At 65.7% G+C, this 13,332-nt stretch carries 12 protein-coding genes; 3 read left to right on the top strand and 9 right to left on the bottom strand.

Going from position 1 to position 13,332, the window contains the following annotated elements; translation table 11 throughout:
• Nucleotides 1-86 precede the first annotated feature (86 nt).
• Nucleotides 87-1,064 (top strand): NADPH:quinone oxidoreductase family protein, encoded by a 978-nt coding sequence (locus tag V6U71_RS09200; RefSeq protein WP_411341960.1) that lies wholly within the window; start codon nt 87-89, stop codon nt 1,062-1,064.
• Here the strand turns inward: V6U71_RS09200 and V6U71_RS09195 are convergent.
• From V6U71_RS09195 to V6U71_RS09175, 5 genes are read right to left on the bottom strand one after another with little or no spacing between them, the layout of a single operon-like run.
• Nucleotides 1,061-1,951: an NAD(P)H-dependent flavin oxidoreductase gene (locus tag V6U71_RS09195; RefSeq protein WP_411341959.1), complete on the bottom strand. Its 891-nt coding sequence runs from the start codon at nt 1,949-1,951 to the stop codon at nt 1,061-1,063. The two genes, V6U71_RS09200 and V6U71_RS09195, sit on opposite strands and share 4 nt — an antisense overlap.
• Nucleotides 1,952-1,995: 44 nt before the next feature.
• On the bottom strand, nt 1,996-3,054 hold the full coding sequence (locus V6U71_RS09190; RefSeq protein WP_411341958.1) for a DUF7065 domain-containing protein: 1,059 nt from the start codon (nt 3,052-3,054) through the stop codon (nt 1,996-1,998).
• Nucleotides 3,051-4,415, bottom strand: a complete 1,365-nt coding sequence (locus V6U71_RS09185) for a wax ester/triacylglycerol synthase domain-containing protein (protein ID WP_411341957.1) — start codon at nt 4,413-4,415, stop codon at nt 3,051-3,053. Before V6U71_RS09185 ends, V6U71_RS09190 begins: the two co-directional genes overlap by 4 nt.
• A gap of 3 nt (nt 4,416-4,418) precedes the next feature.
• Nucleotides 4,419-5,402, bottom strand: coding sequence for an acyl-CoA dehydrogenase family protein (locus tag V6U71_RS09180; protein ID WP_411341956.1), 984 nt, complete (start codon nt 5,400-5,402; stop codon nt 4,419-4,421).
• A gap of 1 nt (nt 5,403) precedes the next feature.
• Complete coding sequence (locus V6U71_RS09175) at nt 5,404-6,615, bottom strand: acyl-CoA dehydrogenase family protein (RefSeq protein ID WP_411341955.1); 1,212 nt, start codon at nt 6,613-6,615, stop codon at nt 5,404-5,406.
• A gap of 95 nt (nt 6,616-6,710) precedes the next feature.
• On the opposite strand from V6U71_RS09175, the gene V6U71_RS09170 reads away from it, so the two are divergent.
• A complete protein-coding gene (locus tag V6U71_RS09170; RefSeq protein ID WP_411341954.1) occupies nt 6,711-7,508 on the top strand; it encodes a thioesterase family protein in 798 nt (265 codons plus the stop codon).
• Here V6U71_RS09170 and V6U71_RS09165 read toward each other — a convergent pair.
• Genes V6U71_RS09165 through V6U71_RS09155 form a run of 3 tightly spaced genes read right to left on the bottom strand, consistent with a single transcriptional unit; the run spans nt 7,505 to nt 10,422 of the window.
• Entirely contained in the window at nt 7,505-8,302 is a 798-nt protein-coding gene (locus V6U71_RS09165; RefSeq protein WP_411341953.1) for an enoyl-CoA hydratase/isomerase family protein, read from the bottom strand. The two genes, V6U71_RS09170 and V6U71_RS09165, sit on opposite strands and share 4 nt — an antisense overlap.
• The gene (locus tag V6U71_RS09160; RefSeq protein WP_411341952.1) at nt 8,295-9,089 is read right to left on the bottom strand and encodes an enoyl-CoA hydratase-related protein; all 795 of its coding nucleotides are present in this window, start codon (nt 9,087-9,089) and stop codon (nt 8,295-8,297) included. The genes V6U71_RS09165 and V6U71_RS09160 overlap by 8 nt, the downstream gene beginning before the upstream one ends.
• A gap of 46 nt (nt 9,090-9,135) precedes the next feature.
• Nucleotides 9,136-10,422: an FAS1-like dehydratase domain-containing protein gene (locus tag V6U71_RS09155; protein WP_411341951.1), complete on the bottom strand. Its 1,287-nt coding sequence runs from the start codon at nt 10,420-10,422 to the stop codon at nt 9,136-9,138.
• A 76-nt stretch (nt 10,423-10,498) separates the two neighbouring features.
• On the opposite strand from V6U71_RS09155, the gene V6U71_RS09150 reads away from it, so the two are divergent.
• Nucleotides 10,499-11,989, top strand: coding sequence for a class I adenylate-forming enzyme family protein (locus V6U71_RS09150; RefSeq protein ID WP_411341950.1), 1,491 nt, complete (start codon nt 10,499-10,501; stop codon nt 11,987-11,989).
• Between the two features lie 119 nt (nt 11,990-12,108).
• Here the strand turns inward: V6U71_RS09150 and V6U71_RS09145 are convergent, their stop codons facing one another.
• Nucleotides 12,109-13,332, bottom strand: a complete 1,224-nt coding sequence (locus tag V6U71_RS09145; protein WP_411341949.1) for an acyl-CoA dehydrogenase family protein — start codon at nt 13,330-13,332, stop codon at nt 12,109-12,111.

Here is a 13,332-nt window from a genome sequence, read left to right as displayed (position 1 = left end):
CCCTTCCGTTCTTATATAACCTAGTTATACTTCTAAAATCATCCTGACAAGAGGTGTCCCCTATGCCCAACGCATCGCCAAACGCAATGCCCCGCGCCGTCATGGCCGACGAGCTCGGCCCGCCCGACAACTATCGTCTTGTCGATCATGATCCCGGTCCGCCTTCGCCCACACAAGTTAGCATTTCTATCAAGGCGGCAGGCATCAGCTTCGTCGACGTGCTCACCGCGTCGGGCGGTTACCAGGTCAAGCCGCCGGTGCCCTTCATTCCCGGCAGCGAATGTGCGGGCGTCATCATCGCAGTCGGCGCCCAGGTCGAAGGGCTGCAGATCGGCGACAAGGTCGTCGCCAGTGGCTGGGGCGGGATGTTCGCCAACGTCGCGAACCTGCCGGCACGCACGGTGCGCAAAATGCCGGCAGCGCTGTCGTTCGAGGAAGCGGCGGTGTTCCCGGTCAGCTATGCGACCGCCTGGCACGCGCTGACCGATCGCGGGCAATTGAAGGCGGGCGAGACATTGCTCGTCCTCGGCGCGGGCGGCGCTACCGGCTATGCTGCGGTCCAGATCGGCAAACAGCTCGGGGCGCGCGTGATCGGGTCGGCGTCGAGCGCCAGCAAGCGCGCGCTCGCGACGGCCGGCGGCGCCGATGCTGTGATCGATGCGCGCGGCGACGATTGGCGCGAGCAGGTCAAGGCCGCCAATGGCGGCAAGGGCGTCGATGTCGTGTTCGATCCGGTCGGCGGCGAAGCGACCGATCCGGCTTTTCGCTCGCTCGCGTGGAACGGGCGCCATCTGGTGATCGGCTTCCCCGCAGGTATTGCGGCACTGCGGACCAACCTGCCGTTGCTCAAAGGTGCCAGCCTGATCGGCGTCGATGTGCGCCAGTTCGGCATTTTCGAACCCGAAAAGAGCGAAGCCAATCGCGACACCGTGTTCGCGCTCGCCGCCGAAGGAAAGCTGAAGCCTGCCGTCGCGCGCAGCTACGCCCTCGAGGATTTTCGCGCGGCGATGGAGGATGCGGCAGCCGGCAAGAGCGCCGGACGGATCGTGTTGGTGATGGACTAGGACCAGTCCGCCTCAACTGTCGCAAGGCGCCTGCGCCAATCGGTGGTCGCGGGCAACGCCTCGAACTCGCTCTTCAACCGCGCGACCAGATCGACGACGGGCTCGACCACATCGATCAGCCCGGCGCTTTGCCCCGCACTCCAGATATCGCGCCAGGGCATTACGCCTTCGGGCATCGGCGAGCGGACATTGGGCAAGGCCTTTGCGTCGAGCCCGACCGCCTCGATCGACTGGCGCATCCAGTGCGCGGGGACGCCGTTCATCGCCGCCGATGCGACGATATCGTCGGCGCTCACGGCGGGAATCATGCTCCGATGCCCTTCGACCACCCCGCTTTCGGGCGTCGCGATAAAGCGCGTGCCCATACAGGCGATATCGCCGCCGAGTGCCAGCGACGCCGCGATGCCATGCGCATCCGCGATACCGCCCGCGACGATCAGCAAGCCGCCGAATATCCGCCGCACCGCCGGCACGAACGCCATCGGGGTCAGAAAGCCGGTGTGTCCGCCGGCGCCGGCGCAGGTGAGCATCAGCCCATCGGCACCGGCGGCGATTGCCTTTTCGGCGTGCTTCATCGTCGTCACGTCATGGACGACGCGCCCGCCCCAGCCGTGGACGCGCTCGACCAGCGTCGACGGGTCGCCGAGGCTCGAAAGGACGAGCGGCACGCGATAACCTTCGAGCAGGCCGAGCCGGTCGGCCGCCGCGGGATCGGTGCCCCATCGCGCGGGCATGTTGACGATCGGCGGCGCCCCATCGACGTCGGCGAGCGCTTTCAGATAATCCTCGAACTGTTCGAACGGGGTGATCGTACCGCCCTGCCAGCCCCCGATCACGCCCGCGCGACAGCAGGCGACGGCGAGCGGCACCGACGAGGCGAAGCTCATCGGCGCGCACATCAGCGGCAGCGACAGCCTGGAAAAGATTGCGGTCAAACGGTGGCTTTCAGCGCATCGAGCATCCGCAGATAATGCTGCGGATTCCACACATCCTGATCCTCGCCCCAACCGATACCGCCGTCAATGTCCCAGCGCATCAACTGGTTCACGCCATATCCGGCCTCGCTCATCGTCGAAACGGTGAAGCCCTCGCTCTTCATTTCGCGGCCATGCTCGTCGACCAGCTCGACCTGCATATACATGCTCCAGCCGGTCTTCGGGCTGCGAAAGACGCGCATCCGCGATCGGGCGGCATCGAGGCTGCCGAACTGCCCGTCGCGGCGTATCCAGCCGGCATTCATCGGCGACCAGCCGTCAGCGTCGCCGTCCTGCACGCGCGCAAAGCCGAGAAAGCCGGTACCGTCGCGGCGATGGCCGAAAATATACTGGATACGCCCGCGGCCGCGCTCGCGCTCGATCTCGCGCCACCGCGCGCCGCCGGGATGCTTCACCCGCTCCATGTCATTCGCATAGACTTTCGGGCTCGCCGCATAGGGTCCGCCGCGCGGGCCCCACGTCCGGTCGCGCACCCCGATGCCATCGATGCGGATACGCTCGCCGCGCAGGGTCATCCAGCCTTCGACATGACCGAGCTGATCATAATGCGGCGTCGCCATGAACGGCGGCTTGCCCGGCGGGAAGCGGTGCGGCTGGTGGAGACCGGTGTGAGTAAAATCGAGCGCGAAGCCGCGCGACGGGTCCTCGTATTGCAGATGATATTTCATCCCCGACTCGAGCATCCTGAGGCTGTAGCCGCCGCCATGCTTGTCTCCGGGAAAGACGATGTCGGTGAGGTCGGGAGCGTCGGGCATCGGCGCTTCCTCAACCTTGCGGTAATAGGCCATGCGCGCCTGATCATAGCCCTCGTCGTCCCACGCAAATATCCGCCAGGTCACGCTCTTGCGGTTGGGATAATAAGGCGCGTGGATCCAGCAGCCGATCTTGCGTTCGGGGATGTTGAACGACCACCAGTTTGTCTCGGTTTCATAGGGATCGTCGGAGAGCTGGTGATAGCGGTCGTCTTCGGGTCTGAACGTCAGATCGTCGGTCATGCAAGGCTCTCCAGTTCGTCCAGCGCGGCGGTAAACAGCGCCGCGATGCGGCCGACGTCGGCGATTTTTTCGGCATCGGCGATCACGCCCATGTCGAGATTGTCGCCGCTGCGCCGCGAGGTGATGTTGAGGAAGCGGCCCGAACCGATGATCGGGACCGGATAATTGTGGCGCTGACGGAAACCGGCATAGCTCCGCATCTCGGCCGGGCCGGGAACGTTCGACAGCGTCAGATTGCCGGAAAGCAGGCGCTTGCCCCCCGCCAGCCGCTCGGCGAACGCAGCACGCCGATCCCGCGCGCCGAACGGCTTTTCGGCGGCGTCGAGCAGCGCCTCGTCGTGCTCCGTCCGCAGCAATTCCTTCGCCATCGACGCCTGGATCGCGCGCAGCCGCGCGACTGGATCGGCGAGATGTGTCGCGAGATGAGGATGCAGCGCTACGATACGATTGCCGAAAGCCCCATGCTCGTCGCGGCGGTACGAGCGCGCCGAATTGATCACGAGCGGTGTGTCGGGAAGATCGCCCGTTTCGCCGAGATAATTGCGCAGCGCGGTGCTCGCGAGCGTCAGGAAGATATCGTTGACCGTCGCATCCAGCGCTTTCCCCGCCGCCTTCACGCGCGCCACCGGCAGGCTGATCGTCGCATAGCGGCGCTTGTCCGAGGTCGGACCCGACATCGCGAGCTGCGGCGTCGGTTCGCGGTCGTCCTTGAACGCGTCGAGTTCGGCGAGCGCCTGCTTGCGCCGTGCCGATTGTACCGCGCGCAGCGCCTCTTCGGCCGCGAAGCGCGCATCGGCCTTGCAACGCCATTTCTCGGGTTCGGGCAGCCTTGCATCGGCGAAGCGCGCGGTCGCCGGCGGCGCGGCGTCGCTCAGCAGGCCGAGCACCGTCTGAAAGCCGATACCGTCGGCGACGCTGTGATGCATCTTGAGGTAAATCGCGCTGCCGCCCTCGGCGAGCCGTTCGAACAGATGCGCCGCGAACGGCGGACCCGACAGGTCGAGGCGGCGCATGTTGAGCCTAGCGACCGCATCGTAAAGCTCGGCCTCGCTCCACGCGCCATCGTGCGGCTCGACCGCGACCAGCGTTTCGAGATCGGCGCGTGCGATGTCGGCCCAAACGTCGCTGTCATAACCGTCGGGCGCCTCGTGCAGCCGCACGAGCAAGGGTGTGGCGGGCAGCCGGTCGGCGAACTGGCGGCGGATCGCCGCAGCAAAATCCTCCTGTCGATCAGCCGGGACGTCGACCAGGATCAGCGCGCCGACGTGCATCGGCGAGGCGTCGGTTTCCGACAGGATCATGAAATGATCGTCGGGGCGCAGCCGCCGCACGCCCGGCGCGAGGGTCAGCGGATCGTTCACCGTCTACCAGCCCGCGAGCGTCGCAGCCCGCGCACGATGTTCGGCAGGGCTGCCGAGCCAGGCGCGGTCGGCCATCGCGCGGCGGAACCAGTAGTTGAGGCCATATTCCCATGTATAGCCGATGCCGCCATGCGCCGCGACCGCCGCGCGCGTCGCGCGGACATAGACGTCGCAGAGATGCGCCTTCGCCATCGCCGCGGCGCGCGGCGCGTCGGGAAGCTCTGCATCCCATGCATAGGCCGCGTACCAGACGAGGGCGCGCGCCGGTTCGACATCGAGTGCCATATGCGCGAGCTGGTGCTTGAGGCCCTGAAAACGCCCGATCGGCTGGCCGAACTGCTCGCGTTCCTTGGCATAGGCGACGCTCATGTCGGTGACCTTCTGCGCGCCGCCGAGCGCATCGGCTGCGACCAGCACCAGCGCGGCGTCGGCGAGACGCGCGGTTATCGGATCGGTGGCGGCGAAGAGCACTTCGCCTGCGCCGGCGGCGATGGCGACCTTCGACATCGGTCGCGTGCGGTCGGCCGCCTTCACGGCCTGGATGGTCGCTTCGACTGCCGGAACGAGGCTGACGCCCCTTGCGCGATCGACGATCAGGAACAGGTCGGCGGCGCGAGCGGATGGGGCGTAATCGCTGCCGCCATGGACCAGCGTCGCGACCGTCTTGCCGCTTATGAGCGCCTCGGCATCGCCCCGCCCGCTTGCGGCCGCCGCCGCGACGGCCAGCAATTGCCCGATCAGCGGGCCCGCCGCCGCTGCCTCACCCGCGACTTCGCAGACGAGCGCCGCGTCGAGCAGCCCCATGCCGCTGTCCGGCGCCAGCATCCCGCCAAGCCCGAGCCCCATCAGCGCGTCCCAGCTTGTACGGTCGAAATCGGCGTCGCCGTCGGCAAAGGCGTGGATGCGTTCCATCGGCCAGTTGTCGGCCAGTGTACCGCGCACCGCGTCCTGAATGGCTGCCTGCTCTTCGGTCAGGTGGAAATGCACGTCAGCGCTCCCCGCTCATTGCGAGGTCGCGCGGCAGGCCGAGGCCGCGTTCGCCGATGATGTTGCCCTGGATGTTCGACGCACCGCCGGCGATCGAATTGCCGAGGCTGCCCATGATCTGGTCGAGCCATTTTTCGGGCCCGCGCGGCCCGCGATTACCGCGCCCGCCCGCGCCCGCAGGCTCGATAAAGGCATTTTCGCCGATCAGTTCCTGCGCCAGCAGCGCCATCTCGTGCCCGATTTCGGTAAGCAGCAGCTTCATCATCAGCGCAACCGGGCCGGGATCCTCGCTCGCCGCGGCGCAACTGAAGATGCGATAGCTCGAATAGCGATGCGACAGGACCGATCCCTCGATCTGCGCCAGCTTGTCGCGCACGATCGGGTCATCGATGCGGCCGACCTCCTTCGCCAGCTCGACCAGCTTGGCGAACTGCTTACCCAGCCCGTCGGCGCCGCCGATGCTCGCACGCTCGTACTTCAGCGTCGTGCGGCTGACGTACCAGCCCTGCCCGCGCTCGCCGACCTGCCACGATACCGGCGTCTCGGCGTTATCGAAGAAGAATTCGCAGAAGGTATGATCGCCTTCCTCGCCGGTCATCTGACGGATCGGGCGGCGCGTGACGCCCGGCTGGTCGAGGTCGATCAACAGATAGGTGATGCCGTCATGCTTGGGCGCGTCGGGCTCGGTGCGCACGAGCATGAACATGTGCGTCGATTGCATTCCCTGCGAGGTCCAGATCTTCTGGCCGTTGATGATCCATTTGCTGCCGTCGGCGGACAATTCGCCCTTGGTCCGCACGCTCGCGAGGTCGCTACCCGATCCGGGCTCGCTATAGCCCTGCCCCCAGATATAGTCGCCGTCGACGGTCTTGCGGATGAAGAGGTCCTTCTGCTCGTCGGTGCCTTTTTCGAGCAAGGTGGGCACGGTCATGTTCATGCCGTTGCCGCCAACCTCCATCGGTGCCCGCGCGCGCTGGAACTCTTCGCGGATCACCTGCGCGCGAATGACATCGACGGGTTGCTCGGAACCGCCGTAGCGTTTGGGGATCGCACGGTGGAGATAGCCCTGTTCGGTCGCGAGCGCACGAAAGCTACGGACAAACTGTTTGAGGTCGCTGCCGCGCAAATCCGATGGCGGCGGCCAGTGAAGCGACAGGAAGGCGCGCACCTCGGCGCGGAAGGTCTCCGCCGCCTCGCCATAGCTCAGGTCCATCGCTCGCTCTCCCTCGTCTTGTCGAATCCTATGCCTGAGTTATATAACTACGTCAAATATGTTGTGCGACATGGCGGGCGTGGTAGAGGCGACCGATGAGCATCGACCCCGACACCATCCCGCACTATTTCACCGCCGAAGGCGAAGCCTTCCTCCCTTCGGGTCTTGCCCGCAATCCCTGGTTCGCCAATGCGGTCGCAGGCGGACCGATCGCGGCGCTGATCGGACACATCGTCGAGAATGCCGGTTTCGATCCCGATTTCGAAATCTGTCGCTTGACGATCGATATCCTCGGCATCGTCCCGCGTGCGCCGCTGGTGCCGCGTATCGTGCCGGTGCGGCAGGGACGGCAGGCGCAACTATACCGCATCGAGCTGCTCGCCGCCGACCGGCTGGTTGCACAGGCGCATGTGCTGCTCGCGCGCCACCTCGACACCCCGGCCTTCGCCGCGCCGCAGCCGCACCCGGCGCCCGACGATGTGGCCGAGGACAATTTCCTCGTCGGCGCGAGCATGGCCGGGGCGATCCGGACGCGCCCGATCATGGGCCGGGTGCGCGAACCGGGGCGCGGCGTGTCGTGGATGCGGATGGACGGCGAAGTCGTGGCGGGCGTGCCCGCCTCCCCCTTCGCCAAGGCATGTCTCTTCGCCGATTTCGGCAACGGCGTCGGCAGCGCGACCTTTGCGCATGAGTGGAGCTACGCCAATCTCGACATCTCGATCCAGTTCTTCCGCATGCCGCGCGGCGACTGGTTCCTGCTCGATGCGTTTACCGAGGGCGCGGGCAACGGCCATGCCCTCGCACAGACGGTCTTCGCCGATGCCGAGGGCGTCTATGCCAAGGGAACGCAGACGATCTTCGTCGCCGCGGGGCAGAAGCTCGAAAAGACCTAGCGCCCCTGAAATTGCGGCGCGCGCTTCTCGGTGACCGCGGCCAGCCCCTCGCGATGATCCTCGCTGCCGAGTAGCAGGGCCTGATTGGGCAGGTTCGCCTGCCATTCGGCCTCCATGCTGCTTTCGAGCGCACGCTGGATCGACTGCTTGACCGTGGCATAGCCAAGCGGCGCCGAAGCCGCGAGGTCGCGCGCCAGTTCCATGCCGCGCGCGTCGAGATCGTCGCGGGCGACGACTTCGCCGACCAGGCCGATGAGCAGCGCCTCGTCGGCGCGAACCTGCTTGCCGCGCAGGCACATCTCCATCGCGCGGCCGAGCCCGACGATGCGCGGGAGCAGGAATGTCCCGCCGAGCGGCGGCATGATGCCGAGCTTGATCCAGCTTTCCTGAAACATGGCATTGTCGGCCGCGATACGGAAATCGCAGGCGAGTGCCAGTTCGCAGCCGACCGTCACCGCCGCGCCCTGCACGAGCGCCAGCGTCGGCTTGGGGCAACGGTAGATGGCGCGCGCCGCGCCCTGAAAATTGGCGTAGACGGTGTCCTTGATCTCGCTCGCCGACATGCCCGTCAGCTTTTGCAGAAAGGCAAAATCGGCGCCGACCGAGAAATGCTTGCCCTCGGCGGCGAACACGATCGCGCGGACGTCGCGGTCAGTGGAGAGCGCAGCAAAGGCCTCGCGGATCTCACCGAGCATTTCGGGCGACGACGCATTGCCGATATCGGCACGCGCCACAACGACCGCCGCGATCCCACCGTCATGGCGATCGATGCGGATATGCTCGAAATCAGCCATCGGGATTTTCGGCCTTCTTCTTCTCGCGCCAGATCATCGCAGTCGCGCTGGTCGAAAGCCCCATGTTGAGCGCCTCGGCATCGAGCGCCGCCTCGAACGCCCAATCCTCGGCATTGTTGAGGTTTGCCTTCATATAGCGGTAACCCATGCGCGGCCCGTCGGCGAGGCGGCGCGCCGCCTTCATCGTCTCGTCGCGCAGCGCCTCGTCGTCGAAGAGCCGCGTGTAGAGTCCCTTGGCGAACGCCTCTTCCGCCGACAGCTTTTCGCCGAGCAGAAAGAGTTCGCGCGCGACGCCGGTGCCGACGATCTTGGTCCAGAACCAGGTCGATCCGAAATCGCCCCCCGCGCCGATGCGGTCGAAAGCGGTCAGGAAACTCGCGCTCCTGCCTGCGAAACGCAGGTCGCACGCTCCCGCGATGCCGATCCCCGCGCCCGCGACCGGCCCGTTGACCATCGCGATCGTCGGCTTGGGCATTTCGTGGAGCAGGCGGGAGGTTTCCATGAAAGTGCGGAGGCGCACATGGCCCTGTTCGGTGCGGCTGCCGACATCCGGATTGGCGGGCACGACCGCCTTGTCGGCGCCGCCTTCCTTGAGGTCGCCGCCGGCACAAAAGCCCCTGCCTGCCCCCGTCACCACCACGCAGCCGACCGACGCATCGCGCGCCGCATCGGCGCAAGCGTCGGCCAGCGGCGCCATGATCGAACTGGTCAGCGCGTTGAGCCGGTCGGGCCGGTTGAGGGTGATGGTACGGACCCCCGCATCATCGTCGATCAGCACTTCGGACATCGCTGGGCCTCCCCTGCCCCGATCTTCATGGCGAATGGCAAGTGAATCAATCCCCGCCGAGCTCGCGATGACGCGCCAGCATGCGCACCGCCTTTTCGGCGAGTTCGTCGGGCACCTGCGGATAGAGCGGCAGCGGCCGATCCTTGCTCGGCAGCGCGATCGTCGCGGTCGCGCGCACCGTTTCCTCGTCGCGCTGGTTAGTGAATTTCACCGCAACGTCGACGAGGCTCTGCCCGCCCTCCTGCCGCTTTGCGAGCACTTCGCCGGTGACGCGCTGGACGTCGCCCATATAGTTGAACTTGCGGATCTCGTCGTGGATGTGGGTGATCACCGCGTCGTCGCCCGCCCAGTCGCTCAGATACTGCCACAGGTAATTTTCGCGCATAACCCCATAGTCATAGGCCATCGGATTGCCGATCGCCTGCGCCCACAGCGGGTCCCAGTGCAGCCGCTGCGCGACGTCGGGGATGCCATGCTCGTTCTTCACGTAGAAGGCGGGGATGCGCTGGCGGTTCTTGTGCGCGAGGCGGTTCGCGGTCGGGGCATAGGGCACGAAGCCGTAACCGCCGGCGTGGAAGCAGATGACGTCGGTGACGGTCAGCGGGCCCTTGGCCTGCAGCCCCACCGAATCGCCCTTCTCCACGCTTTCGAACCAGCGCTTCTCGGCACCCTGAACCTGTTCCTTGGCGTAAATATCCTCGATCGCCTGCATTTCCTCGTCGGTATAGCTTGCGGGTTCGATCGCCGAATATTTGCCCTTCTTCGCTGCGGTCTTGCGCTCGGTCAGGACGCGCAGGATGCGGTAAACTGCGACAACCTCGCCGCGCTGGTTCATCTTGACGTCGCGGCGAACGGTGATCACCGACCGGCCCGCAAATTCCGACTGCTTGACCTCGCAGCTTTCGTCGCCGTTGAAGCTGTAGATGGTGTCACCGGGATAAATGGGGCGATAAAAGTCCCATTGCGAACCCGACACGAAGACGTGGATGCCGCGGAACAGGCTCTTTTTCAGCGCCTTGATCTCGTCGGGCACCGGGTCGCCCTTCATCGGCTTGTTGATGATGCCAGCCATCATCCCCGGTGCGATCACGCTGCCCCAGCGCGTCTTTTTCGCATAGGCCGGGTCGGTGTAGAGCGGCTTGTCGTCGCCCATGCCGTGCGCGAAGTTGCGAATATTATCCTCGGTCGCGGTCTGGATATATTCGCGCGTCTTCGCCGCCTGATCGAAGCCGAGCAATTTGCGCTGCCGCTCGATATCCTCGTCCGTAATCTCATAGGCGACGGCTTTCTGCCACTCATCGCTTTGCTTGATGTCGCTTTTCGCCTCGGCCATCGCATATCTCCCTTGTCACGAGTTATATAACTAGGTAATACATGCTTCATATCGAAGCAAGGGGATAGTGTCGCCAATGGAAGTTCGCCGCATCAGCGATGCATTGAAGGTGCGCGCGTCGCATCAGGCCGATGAGATCGCACACGACGACATAAGGCGGCAGATCAGCTTCGCCGAATGGGACCGCGAGGCCGACGAGATCGGCGGCGGGCTCACCGCGGCGGGGCTGGTTCCCGGCGACCGCGTCTTCCTGCCGATCAGCAACGCGCATGCGGTCGAAATGGCGATCGCGGTGTTCGCGGTGTTCCGCGCCGGCGGCATCGCCTGCCCGATCAGCACGCGGCTCAACCCGAAGGAAGTCGCCGATTATGCCGCGCTGTGCGGACCGCGCTTTTGTCTGACCGACGCCCCCGATCTGGTAAAGGGTCTCGATCTCGCCGGCTGCTGGAATGTCGACGATATGCCGCGCGACCTCGCCGCGTTGCCCGATCAGGCGAGCCTCGACCCGGCGGCCGACGCCGAAATCCTCGGCACATCGGGGACGACAGGCAAGATCAAGGGCGTCGTGATTTCGCATCCCGACCTGATGACCGGCGTCACGGGCCATAATCAGGACCGCTCGCGCTCGACGCTGAACGCCCTGCCGCTCACCGGATCGGGCGGCAATATCGGGATCGTCATGCTGCCCGCGCGCGGCGGCGCTACCGCGATCACCCAGCCGAAATTCGATCCCAAGGGCTTCCTCGAACTGGCGAAGGAAAAGCGGCCCGACCTCGTCTATCTTGTGCCTTCGATGCTGCGGCTCGTGCTCGACCATCCCGATGTCGCGACCTACGACATGGCGGGGGTCAAATATCTGATGACCGGCACCGCGCCGCTGCCCCACGATTCGGTGAAGCGGGCGGCCGAACTCTGGCCGCATCTGCGTATCCGCAACAGCTATGGCATGTCTGAAGGCGGCGTCGGGATCGGGACGCGCAGCCAGGAACAGGTGCTGAAGCCTGGCTGCGTCGGCAAGATGCCGGCGCATATGCAGATCCGCGACGAAGCGGGAAATATCGTCACCGAACCGGGCGTCGTCGGCGAAATCTACGGCTGGCAGAAACATCAGCGTCGCTACTGGAACGACCCCGAAGCGACCGAGGCGGGTTTCAAGGGCGGCTGGACGAAGACCGGCGACCTCGGCTTCGTCGACGATGACGGCGACCTGATCATGGCGGGGCGGTCGAAGGAACTGATCATCCGCGGCGGCTACAATATCACCCCGCTCGAGATCGAAACGGTGCTCCATCTGCATCCGGCGGTCCAGCAGGCGGCCGTGGTCGGTGTACCACACGAGGTGCTCGGCGAGGATATCGCGGCCGCGGTGACGCTGCGCCCCGGCTGCGGCGAGGCGACCGCAGACGAGATCATCGATTTCTGCAAGGCGCATCTCGGCGACAACAAGGTGCCGCGGACGCTGGTCGTGATGGACGTGATGCCGCTCAACCCGAACGGCAAGATCCTGAAAAAGGACCTCGTCGCGCCGTTGACCAAGGCAGCGGAAGCGCGGCGGCGGGCGGCCTAATCGCCGTCATTGCGAGGAGCGTAGCGACGAAGCAATCTCCAGCTATCGGGTAGATTGGACGATAGCTGGAGATTGCGTCCCCCGGCTTTCACCGGGGTCGCAATGACGAGATCGAAGGCCTATCCCTTCAGCTTCTCGAACGGCACGTCCTTGTCCATCCGCACTTCGCCGGGCATCCCCAGCACGCGTTCGGCGATCTGGTTGCGCAGTACTTCGTCGGCGCCGCCCGCGATGCGCATCACGGTCGAATAGATATAGTCATACTGGACCTCGCCCGTCTGCGTGTCGTCCGCTTCGGGCGCAATGCCCGCCAGACCGCGCAGTTCGAGCGCAAGACCGTTGGTCTTCTGGTAGCGCGAAGCATAAGCGAGCTTGACCATCCCGGCGAGCGCGCCGGGGTTCTCGCCCTTCGACACCATCGTCCGCAGCCGCGCCTGAAAAAAGCGTTCGCCCTGCTCCTCGGCCAGCGCCTCGGCGAACTGCTGGCGGATCGACCGGTCGTCGAGCATCGTCCCGCCGTGCCCGTCGGGGGTGACGGCCGCGAAATCGAGCAGCGGTTCGACTCCGCTGCGATGCGCGCCCGAACCGAGGCGTTCGCCCATCAGCACCGTCATGCAGCACGCCCACCCTTCACCTTCGGCGCCAAGCCGGTTGGCGTCGGGAATGCGGACGTCGGTCAGGAACGTCTCGTTGAACTCGCTCGCCCCGGAAATCTGGCGGATCGGACGCGTCTCGATCCCCGGCGTCTTCGTATCGACGACGAAGAAGGTCAGCCCCTTATGCTTGGGCACCGTCGGGTCGGTGCGCACGACGAGGATGCCCCAGTCGGTCAGATGCGCCCAGCTCGACCAGACCTTCTGCCCGTTGACGATCCAGTCGCCACTGCTGTCGTCGGCACGCACCGCTTTGGTTCGCAATCCGGCAAGGTCGGAGCCGGCGGCGGGTTCGGAAAAGAGCTGGCACCAGGTGATGTCGCCCTTCAGCGTCGCTTCGATAAAGCGTGCCCGCTGTTCGTCATTGCCATGTTTCGCGATTACGGGCAGCGCCATGCCGGTCCCGATCGACGTGAACGGTCCCTTCGGCAGATGATACTTCCCCTCTTCCTCCGCGAAGATCACCGCCTCGATCCCCGATAGCCCGCGCCCGCCAAGCGCCTGGGGGAACGTCAGCCCCGACCAGCCGCCGGCGTAAAGCTCACGCATCCACGCGCGGCCGCGGTCGGCCTCTTCGGTGTCGGGCATCTTCGCGCCGGCGGGAAGTTCGTGCGCGGGCGCGTGCGCGGCGAGCCACGCGCGCGCCTCGGCGCGGAAGGCGGCTTCTTCGGGGCTGTCGTTGAAATCCAT

It is taken from the genome of Sphingopyxis sp. J-6, assembly GCF_046603995.1.
Classification (GTDB): Bacteria; Pseudomonadota; Alphaproteobacteria; order Sphingomonadales; family Sphingomonadaceae; genus Sphingopyxis.
The sequence above is the reverse complement of the archived record's forward strand: the minus strand, read 5'-3'. Positions and strand labels throughout refer to the sequence as shown.